At 45.1% G+C, this 16,518-nt stretch carries 18 protein-coding genes, 2 rRNA genes and 1 riboswitch; of the genes, 16 read left to right on the forward strand and 4 right to left on the reverse strand.

Features of this window, described 5'->3' with window-relative positions:
• Both G519_RS0134545 and rrf read left to right on the forward strand, forming a co-directional pair.
• Positions 1-142 (forward strand): 23S ribosomal RNA (locus tag G519_RS0134545); the annotation flags it as partial.
• A gap of 134 nt (positions 143-276) precedes the next feature.
• Positions 277-393 (forward strand): 5S ribosomal RNA (gene rrf / locus G519_RS0134550).
• A 356-nt stretch (positions 394-749) separates the two neighbouring features.
• Here rrf and G519_RS0134555 read toward each other — a convergent pair.
• On the reverse strand, positions 750-1,277 hold the full coding sequence (locus tag G519_RS0134555) for a hypothetical protein (RefSeq protein ID WP_029198486.1): 528 nt from the start codon (positions 1,275-1,277) through the stop codon (positions 750-752).
• Positions 1,278-1,412: 135 nt separating this feature from the next.
• On the opposite strand from G519_RS0134555, the gene G519_RS0134560 reads away from it, so the two are divergent.
• The 10 genes from G519_RS0134560 to rsmI all read left to right on the forward strand — a co-directional run bounded on the left by G519_RS0134560 (position 1,413) and on the right by rsmI (position 8,809).
• Entirely contained in the window at positions 1,413-1,613 is a 201-nt protein-coding gene (locus tag G519_RS0134560; protein WP_029198487.1) for a sigma factor G inhibitor Gin, read from the forward strand.
• A 103-nt stretch (positions 1,614-1,716) separates the two neighbouring features.
• Positions 1,717-3,219, forward strand: coding sequence for an aminotransferase class I/II-fold pyridoxal phosphate-dependent enzyme (locus G519_RS0134565; RefSeq protein WP_029198488.1), 1,503 nt, complete (start codon positions 1,717-1,719; stop codon positions 3,217-3,219).
• Between the two features lie 40 nt (positions 3,220-3,259).
• Positions 3,260-3,919 carry a dTMP kinase gene (tmk, locus tag G519_RS0134570; RefSeq protein WP_029198489.1) on the forward strand — a complete coding sequence of 220 codons (660 nt, stop codon included), beginning with the start codon at positions 3,260-3,262 and terminating at the stop codon, positions 3,917-3,919.
• A 46-nt stretch (positions 3,920-3,965) separates the two neighbouring features.
• On the forward strand, positions 3,966-4,295 hold the full coding sequence (locus G519_RS0134575) for a cyclic-di-AMP receptor (RefSeq protein WP_029198490.1): 330 nt from the start codon (positions 3,966-3,968) through the stop codon (positions 4,293-4,295).
• An 86-nt stretch (positions 4,296-4,381) separates the two neighbouring features.
• The gene (locus G519_RS0134580) at positions 4,382-4,828 is read left to right on the forward strand and encodes a YaaR family protein (RefSeq protein WP_029198491.1); all 447 of its coding nucleotides are present in this window, start codon (positions 4,382-4,384) and stop codon (positions 4,826-4,828) included.
• A gap of 18 nt (positions 4,829-4,846) precedes the next feature.
• Positions 4,847-5,824, forward strand: coding sequence for a DNA polymerase III subunit delta' (holB, locus tag G519_RS0134585; RefSeq protein WP_029198492.1), 978 nt, complete (start codon positions 4,847-4,849; stop codon positions 5,822-5,824).
• Between the two features lies 1 nt (position 5,825).
• The gene (locus tag G519_RS0134590; RefSeq protein ID WP_029198493.1) at positions 5,826-6,629 is read left to right on the forward strand and encodes a PSP1 domain-containing protein; all 804 of its coding nucleotides are present in this window, start codon (positions 5,826-5,828) and stop codon (positions 6,627-6,629) included.
• A gap of 59 nt (positions 6,630-6,688) precedes the next feature.
• Complete coding sequence (gene yabA / locus G519_RS0134595) at positions 6,689-7,030, forward strand: DNA replication initiation control protein YabA (RefSeq protein WP_029198494.1); 342 nt, start codon at positions 6,689-6,691, stop codon at positions 7,028-7,030.
• 81 nt (positions 7,031-7,111) lie between these two features.
• Positions 7,112-7,873, forward strand: coding sequence for a tRNA1(Val) (adenine(37)-N6)-methyltransferase (locus tag G519_RS0134600; RefSeq protein ID WP_029198495.1), 762 nt, complete (start codon positions 7,112-7,114; stop codon positions 7,871-7,873).
• Positions 7,874-7,921: 48 nt separating this feature from the next.
• The gene (rsmI, locus tag G519_RS0134605) at positions 7,922-8,809 is read left to right on the forward strand and encodes a 16S rRNA (cytidine(1402)-2'-O)-methyltransferase (protein WP_029198496.1); all 888 of its coding nucleotides are present in this window, start codon (positions 7,922-7,924) and stop codon (positions 8,807-8,809) included.
• A 171-nt stretch (positions 8,810-8,980) separates the two neighbouring features.
• Here rsmI and G519_RS0134610 read toward each other — a convergent pair whose 3' ends face one another.
• A complete protein-coding gene (locus G519_RS0134610; RefSeq protein ID WP_028557356.1) occupies positions 8,981-9,235 on the reverse strand; it encodes an AbrB/MazE/SpoVT family DNA-binding domain-containing protein in 255 nt (84 codons plus the stop codon).
• 369 nt (positions 9,236-9,604) lie between these two features.
• Between G519_RS0134610 and G519_RS0134615 the strand changes: the two genes are divergently transcribed.
• Both G519_RS0134615 and G519_RS0134620 read left to right on the forward strand, forming a co-directional pair.
• Complete coding sequence (locus G519_RS0134615; protein WP_029198497.1) at positions 9,605-10,882, forward strand: HD domain-containing protein; 1,278 nt, start codon at positions 9,605-9,607, stop codon at positions 10,880-10,882.
• A gap of 48 nt (positions 10,883-10,930) precedes the next feature.
• Positions 10,931-11,698 (forward strand): TatD family hydrolase, encoded by a 768-nt coding sequence (locus G519_RS0134620; protein ID WP_029198498.1) that lies wholly within the window; start codon positions 10,931-10,933, stop codon positions 11,696-11,698.
• On the opposite strand, the gene G519_RS0134625 is transcribed toward G519_RS0134620, so the two are convergent.
• Both G519_RS0134625 and G519_RS0134630 read right to left on the reverse strand, forming a co-directional pair.
• Positions 11,684-12,919 carry an ABC transporter permease gene (locus G519_RS0134625; protein WP_029198499.1) on the reverse strand — a complete coding sequence of 412 codons (1,236 nt, stop codon included), beginning with the start codon at positions 12,917-12,919 and terminating at the stop codon, positions 11,684-11,686. The two genes, G519_RS0134620 and G519_RS0134625, sit on opposite strands and share 15 nt — an antisense overlap.
• Positions 12,916-13,656 (reverse strand): ABC transporter ATP-binding protein, encoded by a 741-nt coding sequence (locus G519_RS0134630; RefSeq protein WP_029198500.1) that lies wholly within the window; start codon positions 13,654-13,656, stop codon positions 12,916-12,918. The genes G519_RS0134625 and G519_RS0134630 overlap by 4 nt, the downstream gene beginning before the upstream one ends.
• Positions 13,657-13,938: 282 nt before the next feature.
• A riboswitch (cyclic di-AMP (ydaO/yuaA leader) is annotated at positions 13,939-14,124 on the forward strand.
• Between the two features lie 293 nt (positions 14,125-14,417).
• On the opposite strand from G519_RS0134630, the gene G519_RS0134635 reads away from it, so the two are divergent.
• Both G519_RS0134635 and rnmV read left to right on the forward strand, forming a co-directional pair.
• On the forward strand, positions 14,418-15,557 hold the full coding sequence (locus tag G519_RS0134635; RefSeq protein ID WP_029198501.1) for a 3D domain-containing protein: 1,140 nt from the start codon (positions 14,418-14,420) through the stop codon (positions 15,555-15,557).
• A 212-nt stretch (positions 15,558-15,769) separates the two neighbouring features.
• Positions 15,770-16,312, forward strand: coding sequence for a ribonuclease M5 (rnmV, locus tag G519_RS0134640; RefSeq protein ID WP_029198502.1), 543 nt, complete (start codon positions 15,770-15,772; stop codon positions 16,310-16,312).
• Positions 16,313-16,518: the final 206 nt, after the last annotated feature.

Below are 16,518 nucleotides of genomic sequence, written 5' to 3' on the forward strand. Positions count from 1 at the left end.
AGCATCTAAGCGCGAAGCCCCCCTCAAGATGAGATTTCCCAGTATGTAAGACCCCTTGTAGACGACGAGGTTGATAGGTTCGAGGTGGAAGTGCAGCAATGCATGCAGCTGACGAATACTAATCGGTCGAGGGCTTAACCAAACAATCCCAACCAAGTGAAGCAAAAGCTCTGTAGCGTATGCCGAATACTTGATTGGGGCCCAATGATTACCCTAAGCATTCACTTTACGCAAGTTTCGTATCTAGTTTTCAAGGCGCAAACCACGCTTTGACTGTTTGGTGATGATGGCGGAGGGGACCCACGCGTTCCCATATCGAACACGACCGTTAAGCCCTCCAGCGTCGATGGTACTTGAACCGCAGGGTTCTGGGAGAGTAGAACGTTGCCAAGCACAAAATAAAAGAACCTTACATGGAGTAATCCTAGTGGGGTTCTTTTTCTATTTGTACAAATAGATGTGGTGGGCAAAAGTAATAGTTCATAAGTCCAAATGTGTAAATACCAAGGGTTGTGGAATTAATGAACCAAATTCTCAAATAGAAGTCTCGAAAGGCTTCTATTTCCTTTGTTATTAGTGAAATCAAGGAAATAGCATACATTAGAGGCTCTTATTTCTCAAAAAAGCGGTGTGTTTCAGCGTTTATCAACAGAATAGAAGCTCCTAAAGACTGCTATTCAGCCATCAATTCATATTTTATAACAAATAAGAGCCCCTACGGGCTCTTATCTACAACATTTCAAGAACGGCTACTGCATGTAACAAGATGTGTCCTTATCTGTGATTTTAATCAATCCAGCTTTGCGGTACGGGCGAAATCGGTAAAGCATCCACAGCCGCGGCATAAGCATCCAGACATGAAAGATCGTGAGATGGATTAACCATTTGTCAGGTATCCACGGATAAAGAAGTGAAATCATAGCAATACCAATCCAAAATAAAGTAAGCTGTATTTTGGATACCAGTCGAATGGAGGCATTTCCCTCTGGCAAGAATCCACACCAAAAGACCCCCCAACGGTAAGACCAGCCCCTCATAGCCATTCCAATCGTAAACTGAAAATAGAGCCGGATGAGTAAAGAATGAAAGATAAGAAGAAGCGGATAGCTGACTAAGAGCGACAGCCAGTTCGTAGGGTCAAATTTGTAAAAGACCGCTAGGATCAGCAGCATAAAATAAACAATTATTTTATACAAGGAATGATATATTCGCTTCATTAAAGTATAGCTATAAATGGTAGATTGTTTGGAGAGATTTGGCTCCTGTTTGGTTGACATGCTGATGACCTCCGCAAGGCGGTTAACCTGATATAAGTCTATATCGGCACATACCTTCCCAAATATGAGTGTTTAGCTAGTTTAGGAGAATTGCGATTCGGATATACTATTAGTAAAAGATCGTGGGGTGATCATATGGAGGAGAATCGAATAGGGGTATGTATGATCTGTGAGCAGCAGCGGATTGGGGGAATTCATATTATTATGGCCTTTATCTGTGATGAGTGCAGTAGTGAGATGGTCAAAACGAATGTAAATGATCAGAAATATCCGTTTTTTGTGAGGCAGATGAAGAAAGCATTTTATATCGGCAGCTCGAAACAATATATGAACTAATGGGGAAGCTTCTTATGGAAGCTTTTTTGTTTTTTTTGCGTCAATCCACTACTATAAGGGTATAAAATAGAAAGCTCACGGAGCTCAAGGAGTCGTGTCAAACATGAGCAGCCAACATGCTAAACAGTTACGCGCGCCGCTTTTTGAAGCCATGGTCGCCCATCACGATAGGAACCCTGCAAGCTTTCATGTACCTGGTCATAAATCCGGACAGGGCTTGTTGGATGAAGGGACAAGCTTCCTTAAGACGGTGATGTCTATCGATTATACGGAAATTACGGGCCTGGACGATTTACATCATGCTGAAGGTGTCATTCGTGAAGCCGAGCAGCTAGCGGCGGATTGTTTTGGAGCCGAGGAAACGTATTTTCTGATAGGCGGGAGTACGGTTGGCAATTTAGCCATGATTTCTGCCGTATGTGGGAAAGATGATATCATTCTTGTGCAGAGGAATGTACATAAGTCAGTCATTCATGGGCTTATGCTAGCCGGTGCCAAGGCAGTGTTCATAGCTCCTGGCATTCATCCGGAAACAGGTGTGGCCACAAGTCTATATATTGAAGATGTTAAACAAGCGCTAGTGCTGTATCCAGAGGCTAAGGGTCTATTTATAACTAATCCTAATTACTACGGTAATGGTGTCAATCTCAAGCCTTTCGCGGAGTTGATGCATCAACAGGGGAAGCTGCTGTTGGTAGATGAAGCGCATGGGGCGCACTATGGGTTTCATCATGAGGTGCCGGCTTCCGCGTTATCGCAAGGTGCTGATGCTGTGGTACAATCCACGCACAAGATGCTAACGGCAATGACCATGGGGGCTATGCTGCATGTCCAAGGACCACGGATAGATCGAAGGGCAATTCAACAGTTACTTGCTATGCTGCAGAGCTCAAGTCCCTCTTATCCTATAATGGCATCACTAGATTTGGCTAGGAAGAGGATGCATATAGAAGGCAGAAACTGGCTAGATCATGGACTAGCTGTTGTAAAAGAGTTCAGGTCGCTGCTTGATGGGCTTACCGTATTTGGATACCACCCACGAGAGATTCTGGTAAATCAGAGTCAAGAGGTTCAAACAGCAGATCCATTTAAAATAGCCATCTATGATGCGACGAATACGTTATCTGGCACTGAACTCAAAGAAAGACTAGAAGCTCAAAACTGCTTTGTCGAAATGACGGACGGACGTCAAGTGCTTCTTGTTTTCACCCCTGCTTCCACGAGAGAGGATATGTTAAGAATTGTCGAAGCATTAACTAACATTTGTTTGGACGTTCCGATACAAAAGAAGGAACTTCAAGCGCCAATCTCGAATATACTTAAATTACCCTACTACACTCCAATCTCTTCTCCAGTTGCATTTGATATGAAAGATATCTCAAAAGCATCACGAGACAGCGTGTTTAGTCAGGTTAGTGTTCAGGGGGCGGTCGGGAAGCGTTCTGCGGATATGGTAATCCCCTATCCACCGGGAATTCCCTATTTATACCCTGGCGAAATCATCTCGGCTTCTGTGGCCGAAGCCTTATTGCAATTGGCCGCAAACGGAATCAAGTTTCAAGGGACCGAATTTGGACAGACACAAAAGCTAAAGATATACACATAAAACATTCTAAGATCTGGTAAAGCAGCATGCAGGAGGAAGCGTGAACGGAATATTTATAACGTTTGAAGGGCCGGACGGCGCTGGGAAAACAACACAGCTTAAGAAATTAGCTGAGGAGCTTAAGCAGCAAGGACGTGATGTCCTCGTTACAAGAGAACCAGGCGGAACGGCAATCAGTGATCAAATCCGCAGTATTATTCTTGACCCTGTGAATAAGGAGATGGTGGATCAAGCGGAAGTTTTGCTTTACGCAGCATCTAGAGCACAGCATGTACATCAGTTAATTCTTCCGGCACTCGCTGCTGGCCGAATTGTGCTATGTGATCGTTTCATTGATGCGAGTGTTGCTTATCAGGCTTACGGATTAGGCGTAGATGTAGATATGGTTAAAGCCATCTCACGTTATGCCAGTTCGGGATTACAAGCAACTAGAACATACATCTTAGATGTGCCAGTGGAAGTAAGCTTGGCGAGACTTCACCATAGAGCAGCGGGCACAGGCGTGAATGCCCAGCAGTTGGATCGCATTGAACAGAAAAATGTAGATTATCACAGCCGGGTACGGGAAGGTTTCCATCAGATTGCAGCTGATCATCCTGAGCGAGTACGAGTTGTAAATGCAAACCGTAACGAAGAGGAGATTGCCAAAGATATATGGACGGATTGTAATCGTTTGCTTGAGGAACATATTTCCGGTTAAAGCAGAAAATCCATTCTTAGTTTATAATAAAAGGGAGGAATCACCCATGAAACTAGTCGTAGCCGTTGTACAAGATAAGGACAGTAACCGTCTCTCTAATGCTTTGATAAAAGAAGGGTTTCGCGCCACGAAACTGGCAAGTACCGGTGGATTTTTACGTGCGGGAAACACGACTTTTATGATTGGTACGGAAGATGAGAGGGTGCAAGAGGTCATGCAGGTCATTCGCACCAATTGCAAAATTCGGGAACAGCTTGTTACACCGGTTTCTCCAATGGGAGGAACGACGGATTCCTATATTCCATTCCCTGTGGAAGTTCAAGTGGGTGGAGCCGCGGTTTTCGTATTACCGGTAGAGCGCTTCGAGCATTACTAAGTTGATAAGCGCTGTTCCTTGTTAGATAAGGGCGGCGATCTTTTTATACAAGGTTTAGATCAGACATACACAAGGATGGATGCGTCTTGAAAATTAATCCGGGGTGGCAGCCCATCGGTAAGAACGTCAAAGTGAATGAGAACGTCCCGCCACCACAGATGGCCCCCCGGAATTTCTCTGACATTATGCAGCAGCAGGATGAGAAATTTACGCAGGAGCAATTATCCAAAATGGTGCAGCAAATTACGCTGCAGGGTGATCGTCTGTCGCGGGCAATGACGGTGAGAGAGCTTTTGCAATACAAGCTGTTGATTAAGCAGTTTCTAGAGGAAACAGCTCGCCGTGGTGTCAATTTAAGAGATACGAAGGGTTGGGATCGTCGCGGCCGTTCGAAACGATATAAGCTTTTGGAGGAAATCGATCTAGAACTGCTTTCGTTAGCAGATGAATTGCTAGAAAACGAGCAGGGTCGAATTGAAATTTTGCACAAAATCGGTGAAATCCGAGGAATGCTGATTAACTTGTTATTTTAGGGATGGAGCGTATTTCTAATGTCCTTTCAAGCCATACCGGGGCAAGCAGCGGCTAAGCAGCTTCTGCAGAACGGGCTGCGGCAAGACAAGCTGTCTCACGCCTATATATTTAGCGGGCCAGTAGGAACTGGACGCTCGGAAATGGCCATAGCCTTGGCCAAAGCGATCTACTGCCAACACGGGACTGATGAGGCATGCGGTGAATGTTTGGAATGCCGTAAGGTCGAGCATCGTAATCATCCGGATTTACACATGGTTACGCCTGATGGAGCTTCGATTAAGATCGAGCAAATTCGTGAGCTGCAGAAGGAGTTTGCTTACCGCGCTACAGCCTCCGGAACCAAAATATATATCCTGTATCATGCGGATAAAATGACGGTACAGGCTGCTAATAGCCTGTTGAAGTTTCTAGAAGAACCGACCTCACGTGTGGTCGCGATACTCATTACAGAGAATGGCAACGCCCTGCTGCCGACGATTCAATCGAGGGCGCAGTGGATTAATTTCACGCCAATGCCGCGTGAGCAAATGGTCTTGACACTTTTGCAAGAGGGTCATCCTGCATCGCTTGTTCAGCCCGCCGCACATTTAACGGCAGGATTGCAAGCGGCTAGGGATTTAATTGCTGCGAATTGGTTTGCAGAAATGAGAACCGTAGTGTTACAATTAGCTAAGGAGACGCTCACACGTTTCCCTACTTCCATGATTACGGTGCAGCAACGGATTGTGAAAACGGAGCTAGCGGATCATATGTCGAGTCTTTTCGACTTGTTGATTCTCTGGTTTAAAGATATGGTGCAGCTGCGCCTGGAGCGCAGAGATAAGCTTGTTTATAATGATCAGCTGGACTGGATGAGCTCCCTCGCGTTCAGCCGGGATGTCTCAGTATGGGTGCGTATGATGGAGCAAGCCGTAGATTTACAAAAACGACTGCGTTTCAACGCCAATTCTCAGCTGGTTATAGAGAAAATGCTCGTGGAGATGCAGGGGGTGTAAGATGTATTCGGTAGTTGGCGTCCGCTTCAAGAAAGCGGGTAAAATATATTATTTTGATCCGATTGATTTGCCGATTGAGAAAGAAAGTGCCGTTATTGTTGAAACCGCTCGCGGAGTTGAATACGGCAAAGTTGTGGTTGGAAAGAAGACTGTCAAAGAAAATGACGTCGTTCTTCCTCTCAAAAAGGTGATTCGCATTGCGGATGACTCGGATGCTGATTTGGTTGAAGAAAATAAGAAAGCAGCCAAAGATGCGTTCCAAACGTGTCACGAGAAAATTAAAGACCATAGTCTTAAGATGAAGCTCGTAGACGTAGAGTATACCTTTGATCGCAATAAAATTATTTTTTATTTTACGGCTGAAGGGCGCGTTGATTTCCGCGAGCTCGTGAAGGACTTGGCGAGTATTTTCCGGACCAGAATCGAATTACGTCAAATTGGCGTACGGGATGAAGCGAAGATGCTTGGGGGTATAGGTCCGTGTGGGCGAATTCTATGCTGTTCCTCGTTCTTAGGTGATTTCGAACCCGTATCCATTAAGATGGCGAAAGACCAGAACTTGTCGCTTAACCCAACGAAGATTTCGGGATTATGCGGACGGTTAATGTGCTGCTTGAAATATGAACATGATAACTACGAGAGCGCAAAGGATTCACTGCCAACCGTAGGTAGACAAGTAATCACTTCTTTCGGTAATGGTAAGGTGCTTGGGTTGAATATCAAAGAGCGTACCGCAAAGGTTCAATTGTTTGATCTTGGTAAAGCACTTGATTTACCATTCGATGATGTAGTAGAACAAGAGTAGAGGCAAAGTATCCAAGGAGGCGCTGGCCAGTAAGCATGCATGGCACTAGAGGTGAAAGCGTGGATAAACAAGATATTTTTGGACAAATAGATGGGATCGAAGAACGAATGGGTGCCACTTATGCCGAGTTGGGTGCCTTAAAGAAACAAATCATTAACCTCATCGAAGAAAATAAGAGATTAAGCATCGAAAATCAGCAGCTCCGCAAACTGATCAGACAAGAGGAAACGATTGTCGAGCAGCCAGTAGGAGAGGCGGAAGAACCACTTCCGTTACCTGGAGCAGGTTATGATAATTTGACTCGCTTGTATAATGAAGGTTTTCATATTTGCAATGTGTATTATGGACACCTTCGGACCGAGGGAGATTGTTTGTTTTGCTTATCCTTTTTAAATAAATAAGTGATTTTGACCGTAGGGGTGTATGCCTTACGGTTTTTTTCCATAATGAGCAGACTAGAAAGGAAATGACGGAGAATACGTATGAAGCAAGTACAGTTACGACCTACCGAACGAATTGATGATTTATTGACGTATGATTTGAAAATTATTCAGAGTGATGAAGTGTTCAGCTTTTCACTAGATGCCGTCCTGCTAGGCCGATTCTGTAGTGTGGCTCCCAAGGGGCGCATGATTGATTTATGTACGGGCAACGGGGTCGTCCCTCTGCTCTTAACAACGCGAACACGAGCTGAGATTTGGGGCGTTGAAATTCAAGAACGGCTCGCGGATATGGCGGTTCGCAATGCAGAGATTAATGGATTGGAAGAGCGGCTGCATATGCTTCAAGGGGATTTGAAAACCATTCATGAAACCTTGGGTCATGGCCAATTTGATGCCGTAACGGTGAATCCTCCTTATCTGCCTGTGCCAAATGGTGAGCAGAACGTCAATGAGCATTTCGCTGCGGCTCGTCATGAAATATATTGCAACTTGGAAGATGTCATTGCAGCAAGCGCAAAGCTGGTGAAGGCTGGCGGTAAAGTAGCGATGGTCCACCGGGCTACACGATTAATCGATATCTGCTGCTTAATGAGGCAGTATCGTCTTGAACCGAAGCGCATTCGCTATGTGCACGCACGTGCTGGGGAAGAAGCGATGATGGTGTTGATCGAGGGAATGAAGGATGGAAAGCCTGAGATCCGTACCTTACCACCGCTTATTGTTTATGATGACAATCAAGAGTACTGTAAAGAGCTGAAAGAAATTTACTACGGGGGCAGAAGCTCCTTAGAGTTTTCGTAGAAAACTTACTTCGTAAGCAATCATAAAAAAGTGAAGAGGGAAATAATAGTGAGCTTGAATGTGCAAAAGAGCTATCGCGAGGATGGAAGCGGCGTAGGCACGCTGTACCTGGTTGCCACACCGATAGGCAACTTAGAAGATATGACCTTCCGTGCGATTCGCACCCTGAAGGAAGTGAGCATGATTGCCGCTGAAGACACGCGGCAAACACGCAAGCTGCTGACGCACTTCGAGGTCGCTACGCGACTCGTCAGCTATCACGAACACAACAAGCAGGCAAGCGGACCCGAACTCGTCCGCTTGCTGCTTGAAGGGCAGAGCATCGCGCTCGTCAGCGATGCTGGACTGCCGGCCATCTCCGATCCAGGTTATGACCTGGTGAGGATGGCCGTAGAGCAGGGCGTGCCGGTGGTGCCCATCCCCGGCGCGAATGCGGCCCTGTCGGCGCTGATTGCATCAGGCTTGCCGACAGAGCGTTTTGCCTTCGTCGGGTTTCTCCCCAGGGAGAAAAAGGATCAGACGAAGGTGCTTGAAGGGCTGCAGCATACGCAGGATACGCTGCTATTCTATGAGTCCCCGCACCGCGTGGAGAAAACACTTACCCGCATGGCGGAAGTGTGGGGGGCGGAGCGCCGGGTGTGTCTCGCCCGCGAGCTGACGAAGCGGTACGAGGAGTTCCTGCGGGGCACCATCGCAGAGTGCCTCGCGCACTTAGAGCAGTACCCGCCTCAAGGCGAGTACTGCGTGATCGCCGAAGGCGCATCGGAGAAGGCAGCCCGCGAAGCAGCGGATGGCTGGTGGGAGGCGATGACGCTAGGCGAGCATGTTGAGCACTACGAGCAAAGCGGGAGCGATCGCAAGGATGCACTAAAGTTGGTCGCGAGCGATCGCGGGCTCTCCAAACGTGATGTGTACAATGCACTACTCGAGCGCTAAGGCGCGCGGGAAGTGCAGCGTTCCCGCCGCACTTGGTGGCTATATGGTTCTCCGGACAAAAAAAGATCTCTAATCCGTGGCCAAAGCCAACAAATTAGAGATTAGAGGAGATATGAAAAAGGTTAGAATTACCAATAGGATAAGTGCTACTTCTATTATATACTACTTTTCTTATTTTGTCACAGGTGTTGGCATTTCTGCTAAACAAATATGACAAACAATTTTTCCTTTGAAGTATGAAACGTTTTCCGCATTGCCACAGAAGATACAAGCAGGCTCATATTTTTTCAACATGATGCGCTCGCCGTCTACATAGATCTCCAAAGCGTCTTTCTCACCAATACCCAACGTGCGGCGCAACTCGATTGGAATAACAACGCGACCCAATTCGTCAACTTTTCTTACAATTCCCGTAGATTTCATCATATATATAAACCCCTTTCGATTTTATCAAAAATTTATCAATATCGTCATGTTTCGACATATCTTCTTGCCTAATGATACCAACGATTCCCAAAATAGTCAACCATATTTTCGTCTATTTTAGCTTGTTATTCAAAAAAATTTTTAATAGGATTTCTGTTTTAAATATGAGAAAAACCAAGTAGAATAAGGGGATGTAAATCATATATTACATTCTTTCTCCTTGGAAAGTTCTAAATTACGAAGTTAAAGACTAGTCTAGTATGACAGAGAAATTGGAATATGCATTTCGACAAAATGTGACAGAAATGTCGAAGTAACGAAAGGAATTGTCGAAATTATTTAAATTTGCTAAAGAGAGGTTGTGAATGGATGAAGGAAGAGAAGGTTTTTAAAGATCCGGTTCATAAATATATTTACGTGCAGGACAATACGATTTGGGATTTAATTAATACGCGCGAGTTCCAGAGACTGCGCCGCATCAGGCAATTGGGCACTTCTTATTTAACCTTTCATGGCGCTGAGCATAGTCGCTTTTCTCATTCACTCGGTGTGTACGAAATCACTCGGAAAATTATTTCACAATTCGAACGCAATCACTATGAGGATTGGCCTCAAGAGGAACGTTTGCTCTGCCTTTGTGCGGCATTGCTGCATGATTTGGGTCACGGGCCTTTCTCGCACTCCATTGAAAAAGCTTTCGGAACGAAACATGAAGACTGGTCGTGCAGAATTGTCCTTGGAGATACCGATGTGAATAAAGTGCTAAGCCGAGTGTCACCTGATTTTCCGAAAAAAGTGGCGGGCGTTATTTGTAAATCGTATAGTGAAGAAATTGTGGTTAGCCTTGTATCCAGTCAGTTGGATGCTGATCGCATGGACTATTTACTGCGTGACGCCTATTTTACTGGTGTAAATTACGGCACATTCGATCTGGAGCGGATTCTTCGTGTTATTAGGCCCTATAAAGGGCATATTGTTGTCAAGGAAAGCGGCATGCATGCTGTTGAAGACTATTTAATGTCCCGTTATCAAATGTACTGGCAGGTGTATTTCCATCCCGTGACACGTAGTGCAGAAATTTTGCTGCACAAAGTTTTTGCGCGTGCCAAACATTTATACGAAGAAAATTATACGTTTGGATTTATGGTTGAGCCCATTTTGCATCTGATTCAGAATAAAATTTCGCTCGAAGATTATTTGTTATTGGATGAGTCTGTTATGCAGACGATGTTAACTTTCTGGAGTAATGAGAAAGATCCTATTTTGGCCGATATGTGTAAACGGTTTTTGGATCGTAAGTTGTACAAATACAGTACCTTTGATGAGTCTAATCAACGTCAAATTAAGCTGATGGAAAAAGTGATGGCTGAGGTCGGATTCGACCCTACTTATTATATGGAAATTGATTTTCCATCGAATCAATCTTATGACGTGTATAGACCGGGGGAAACGGATGACAATTTGCCTATTTTTCTGCTGGATCATAAGGAGACTTTAACGGAAATTACGCATCGATCTGAGATTGTTCAGTCCATCAGTGGATTCCAAATGGGTAAGCATCATGTTTATTATCCAGAGGAGCTGTTGGAACGCTTGAACGCAACCAATTATCCTGAGTTATGGGCACTGCTTGGTGAGCAAGATTAGCTAGATTTAGCAAGTGCAGCAGAATATTCAACATAAGGGAGAACGATTATGCTAACGGATTCACACACACATTTAAATGCCGAACAATTTAATGAAGATCAAGATGAAGTGATTCAGCGAGCGTTGGATGCCGGGGTGACGAGAATTGTCAATGTAGGCTTCAATCGGGAGACCATACCTAGTTCAATTGCCCTCGCCGAGAGGTACGATTTCATCTATTCTACGGTAGGATGGCATCCTGTTGATGCTATTGATATGAGACCAGGTGACTTAGAATGGATCGAAGAGTTGTGCAAGCATGAGAAAGTTGTCGCCATCGGGGAAATTGGACTGGATTACTACTGGGATAAGTCGCCGAAGGATGTGCAGCAGCGGGTATTTCGGGAGCAAATTCGTCTTGCACGTAAATTGGGGATGCCCATTGTCATACATAATCGAGATGCCCATCAAGATATTTTGCACATTTTAAAAGAAGAGAAGGCCGAGGAAGTGGGGGGAATCATGCATTGCTTCTCAGGAAGCTGGGAGACGGCTAAACAGTGTCTGGATATGAATTTTCATATTTCTTTTGGAGGTCCAGTTACGTTTAAGAACGCTAGGCAACCGAAGGAAGTGCTGGCGCAAGTTCCATTAGATCGTTTGTTAATTGAGACCGATGCTCCCTATCTGACCCCGCATCCTTTCCGCGGCAAGCGCAATGAAACCGGCTATGTTCGCTTGGTAGCTGAGACAGCCGCGGAAATTCGGGGGGTGACTTTGGAAGAAATTGCGGAAATAACAACTAACAATGCCATTCGATTGCTAGGTCTCAAGTAAAGCGTTTTTTTCGAACTTGCGGCGAAGCACAATGCCGCAGATGAAAGAGATGAAGATGAGACTGATGAGTGGAACGAGCAGATAGATTGGTGAAGAGCGAATCATAAGTGGAATTGTCAAGATACATAGCTCCAGCAGCAAGACCGACCAAATGATGAAGGCCAGCGAACCGCCTTTCGAATTTGGATTGAGCGGGTACATCTCCAGCCAGAACGTATACCGATGAGCACGCTCGAGTGACGATAACTGAACAAGAGAAATCACAAGGGCGATTAGGAAGATCAATGTCCTTGCAGTACCGCTGCTTGAAACGGCAATAGCTAGTACCCCTAACAAGGTGAGACGCAGTATGATCGCGAACAGCTCCGTACGCAGCAATGTCTTCATATATAGATACAAATAGGCAGCATCTTGTCTAAAAGGTATGAACCGTGTTATCCCGCTGATCCAACTTCGGCGGGCTATTCGCGTTCCCAACTGAGGCACATCGACGAACCAGCTGAAAAAGGCATAAAGCCGTGCTTGCTGCTGATTTTCTTTGATGATCAAGTAGTCCCAGCCGATGACGTATTTAGATACGAAATGAACAGCTCCTAACCATACGAAAATGAGAAGCAGTGCAGCCCCGCTTGCCCATAAAATGCTGGTTAGAAATTGCAGCGAAATGAGAGCGGTTGTTGCCATCCAGCGAAAGCTAACCGAAGCTAAACGTGTACGCTCATGAGCAAAGCGGCTTTCCTGCCAGCTCGCTAATAAATTAGCAATCTTTAATAGAAGAAGTAGGGCAAGCATCAGTAAGAAATGCTGTTCTGAAGCGCCGAGGCAATGGTGATAAAGCGGCCATAAAATAACCCAGGCGATAAATGTCCAAAAAGCTTGCAGTGCCAAACTGTACATGAATCCACTTCGGAAATAAGCGCCCATTTGATGTTCGATCCGTAATAAGAACATGCGGTCTGCTTGTCTTACCAAAGTACGAATGGGGCTTGAAGATAGAAGCGGAACGAGCAGCAAAAGCACGATCCACAGATAGGGATAATCTGTCGGAAGACGCTGTAGTATTTTTGCATAATAATAGGAAGAAATGATGACAAGAAACAACACGAGACCGATAAAATTGCTGCGCGCTGCATATTGCCAATAGCCCATGGATTCCTTCATATAATATTCGAATCTTTGCTGCCATAAGGTACGGGTGTTGATGTCCATATTTATCATCATGAATCCCCTTGTACGAGTTTGTAGAAAATGTCGTCTAGTGATGCTCCCGGGAGTTCGGTTTGCTCGCGTAATTCGACTAAATCACCCTGAGCAACCATGTGGCCTTTATGAAGGACAACGTAGTTATCGCAATATTTTTCAATCGTAGACAAAATATGCGAAGAGATGAGGAATGATGCTCCTTTATGTTTCATTTTGACCATTAATTCTAGTAAGGAACGAATCGCTAAAGGGTCGAGGCCGAGAAAGGGTTCATCGATTATATATAACGAGGGTTCGATCAGAAATGCGTTCATAATCATGACTTTCTGTTTCATTCCTTTGGATAAATGACTGGCGAAGCTGTTTAGCTTGTCCTTCATTTGAAACTGCTCCAAAAGAGAGCTGGATCGAGCCAAATAGTCTTCCTTCGACAAGCCATAGGCCATAGCGGTTAACTCAAGGTGTTCGCGGATCGTAAGCTCTTCGTAAAGCTCGGGACTTTCGGGTACATAAGCGTAGGTGGCGCGATAGGATACAGGATTGTCAGCTAAAGTTAGTCCGTTGATTCGAATGGATCCTTTTTGCGGTTGAAGCAGGCCGAGAATGTTTTTGATTGTCGTACTTTTACCGGCGCCATTAAGTCCGATCAGACCCATCATTTCACCTTGACGGATAGAAAAGGTTAGGTCATGAAGAACGGGTTTGTTTGGTAAATATCCCCCGTATAAAGAGTCAACTTGTAGAATGGAGCCCATCTCATTGCCTCCCTGATTAGCAAATTATTGGTATTTATGAATCGCTTTCCTATACGATCATTATAAACAAATTTGTAATTTAAGCCTAGTTTAGGGCTCAAAAGTTGAAAAGAGTTAGTATACGTACGTTATAGTGAGATATAAGTAGAAATAGGGCTGTTTTATTGCTTATTTAATTGAATTTTAGTCGATTTAGCCCTTTTTAGTAGGTGTTAATCCCTTTACAGGTTAAGATTAACAGCGTAATATACTTTTCATAATAACTTAATATCCAATTTGCCATTTTTCCATTCGCTGAGTTCCATTTATGGGAACGGGGGAACCACTGTAAGCTGAAGAAGCATGCTTCTTGAGTGAACAGAGTGAGTAACAGGGGTGAATCTTTGAGCATACTTCGTATGCTTATAGTAGGGCGACTCTCACGTCCGAATCCGTCAGCTAACCTCGTAAGCGTAAGAGAGGTAACGATTGTCGTGCGTGCTATTTGTGTATTTTACTATACAAACTAAGCCAGCGAGAAGAGTCCTCTTCTTGCTGGCTTTTTGTCTTCATAAAGGGCTATACACATTTCGGACGACTAAAAATTGCCCGGAATTCATATGAATGTTGAATAGGCAAACTGGTGTGGGACGACCAGAAGGCAGCGGTATAGCACCGTACTGCTGATGGCGAACACGTTAAGTTAAACTAAAAAACCTTAGTCGCGTCAAATCTAATCATGCTGTAACCTGGCGGCGAGGCTTTGAAGGAGGACCGAAGAAGTGGGCAGTATCTCAATTAGCGAGACCCATGTAAAACGATCATCCAGCATGTCCTTCGCATTGCGATGGAAGCATGAAAACTTGCGTTTGATTTTAAGCTTAGCCATAATTTCAATCGCAATGGCTTTCATGTTTTTGGTGTTGTTGTACGGTACGGCTACCAAGAGCGTATCCGTGGTTGTGAATGGAAAAGAAACCGTTGTGCAAACAAAACAATGGGTCCTGCAACGCCTACTGGATGAACAAGCCATAAAGATTGGTGAACACGATGAAATTTCTGCTGCGCCAACGACAACAATCAAAGGTGGAGACAAAATTGTCATCGAACATGCCTCACCGATTCAATTGACTGCTGATGGAAAGACCACCACTGTTTACACAACTGCAAGAACGGTTGAAAGTGCATTGCAACGTTTACATATTGCACTTGGGGAGCACGATCGTTTAACTCCCGAACCGACAGCCGCTCTTAGCTCAGGCGATGAAATCAAAATCGTCCGTGTGAAGAAAGAGACGGAGGAAGTAACTGAGCCGATTGCGTTCGATACGGAAAAGAAGAGCGACGCATCGCTGCTCAAAGGCAAAGAGCAAGTCGTCCAAGAAGGTAAAGAGGGCGTACTCGTGAAGAAGAAAGAAAAGACTTTCGAAGATGGTGTTCTAGTCGCGGAAGCAGTTGTGGGTGAAGAAGTAAAAACAGAAAGTATTAATAAAGTCGTGTCCGTTGGCACGAAAAACCCAGTTGTCGTTCTTTCGTCATCCTCACCTAGTGTGGATGAGGTTTCGAAGAATGGTGTAACATTTGGGTACAAACAAATTCTGAAGAATGTGAAGTTGACTGCTTATTCGGCAGACGCTGAATCTACAGGTAAATCCGAGGGAGCTCCTGGTTTCGGTAAAACCTATACAGGTACTACCGTGACAGAAGGCCGTACGATTGCGGTTGATCCGAAAGTGATCCCATTGGGATGGTGGGTTTACATTGAGGGCATTGGCTTCCGCCGTGCTGAAGATATTGGCAGCGGCGTGAAAGGTCAAATGATTGATGTCTTCTTTGAAGATCATGGTTATGCCAATAAATTCGGAACGAAGCAAGGGTACACCGTGTATGTGGTAGGACCGAAAAAGCCGTCTGAAAATTAACGTGTAAACGTCTGTTTCGGCGGGAAGAATGTCATATATATACGTTGCCAAGTAACAACTTGGGCAAAAGAAGAGGGGACCCCTCTTCTTTTCTGCGTTGAATATGGAAGTATAAGTTCTATACTTTAGCTCCGCAATCAACCTTGACAAACGCGCTCGTCCCAGAAGGACGACGGAGTCGTTTATCCTTGGTACTGGGAAGGGAACCGCTTATGATTAAAGAAGTGATTGTCGTCGAAGGCAAAGACGATACAGCTGCTATTCGCCGAGCGGTAGAGGCGGATACGATTGAAACAGGCGGCTCTGCGATCGGGCAAGCCGTGCTAAAGCGTATTGCACTTGCACAGCAGCGCAGAGGCGTTATTATATTCACGGATCCGGATCACGCTGGTGAACGGATTCGGAAGATTGTGGCAGCCAAGGTGCCTGGCTGCAAGCATGCCTTCATTACGCAGGAGCAGGCTGAGTACAAGGGTGATATTGGCGTCGAGAATGCGACGCCTGAGACGATCCGTCAGGCTCTTCAGAGCCTTCGTACGGAATATGATGGTGCGGTTTCACAGCTGACCATGGCGGATCTCGTGACCGCAGGGTTGATTGTTCATGCTGAGGCGGCGTCTCGCCGGCTGATTGTGGGTAAAGCGTTAGGAATTGGCTATTGCAATGGCAAGCAGTTTTATAAGCGCTGTGCGATGTTTCAGATCTCGCGTGAGGAATTTGAGGCGGCTTTGGAGCATTTGGAAGCTGATAAGTAGACTGGATGTTGCTGATGTTGTAGTTTGGAGACTATCGATTGATTCACAACTGGTATTCATAACTCCAAAATGCGCGATTTTAGAGTCATTCAGCTTTCGTGATGACAGATGGGCTATAGTGGTTACCAATGTTGTATTTTCTACATTACCGATGCATCAAACCTCACATCAAATATTTACTTAATTTGTAATATAAAGTATTTATT

It is taken from the genome of Paenibacillus alginolyticus DSM 5050 = NBRC 15375 (assembly GCF_000422905.1).
Classification (GTDB): domain Bacteria; phylum Bacillota; class Bacilli; order Paenibacillales; family NBRC-103111; genus Paenibacillus_E; species Paenibacillus_E alginolyticus.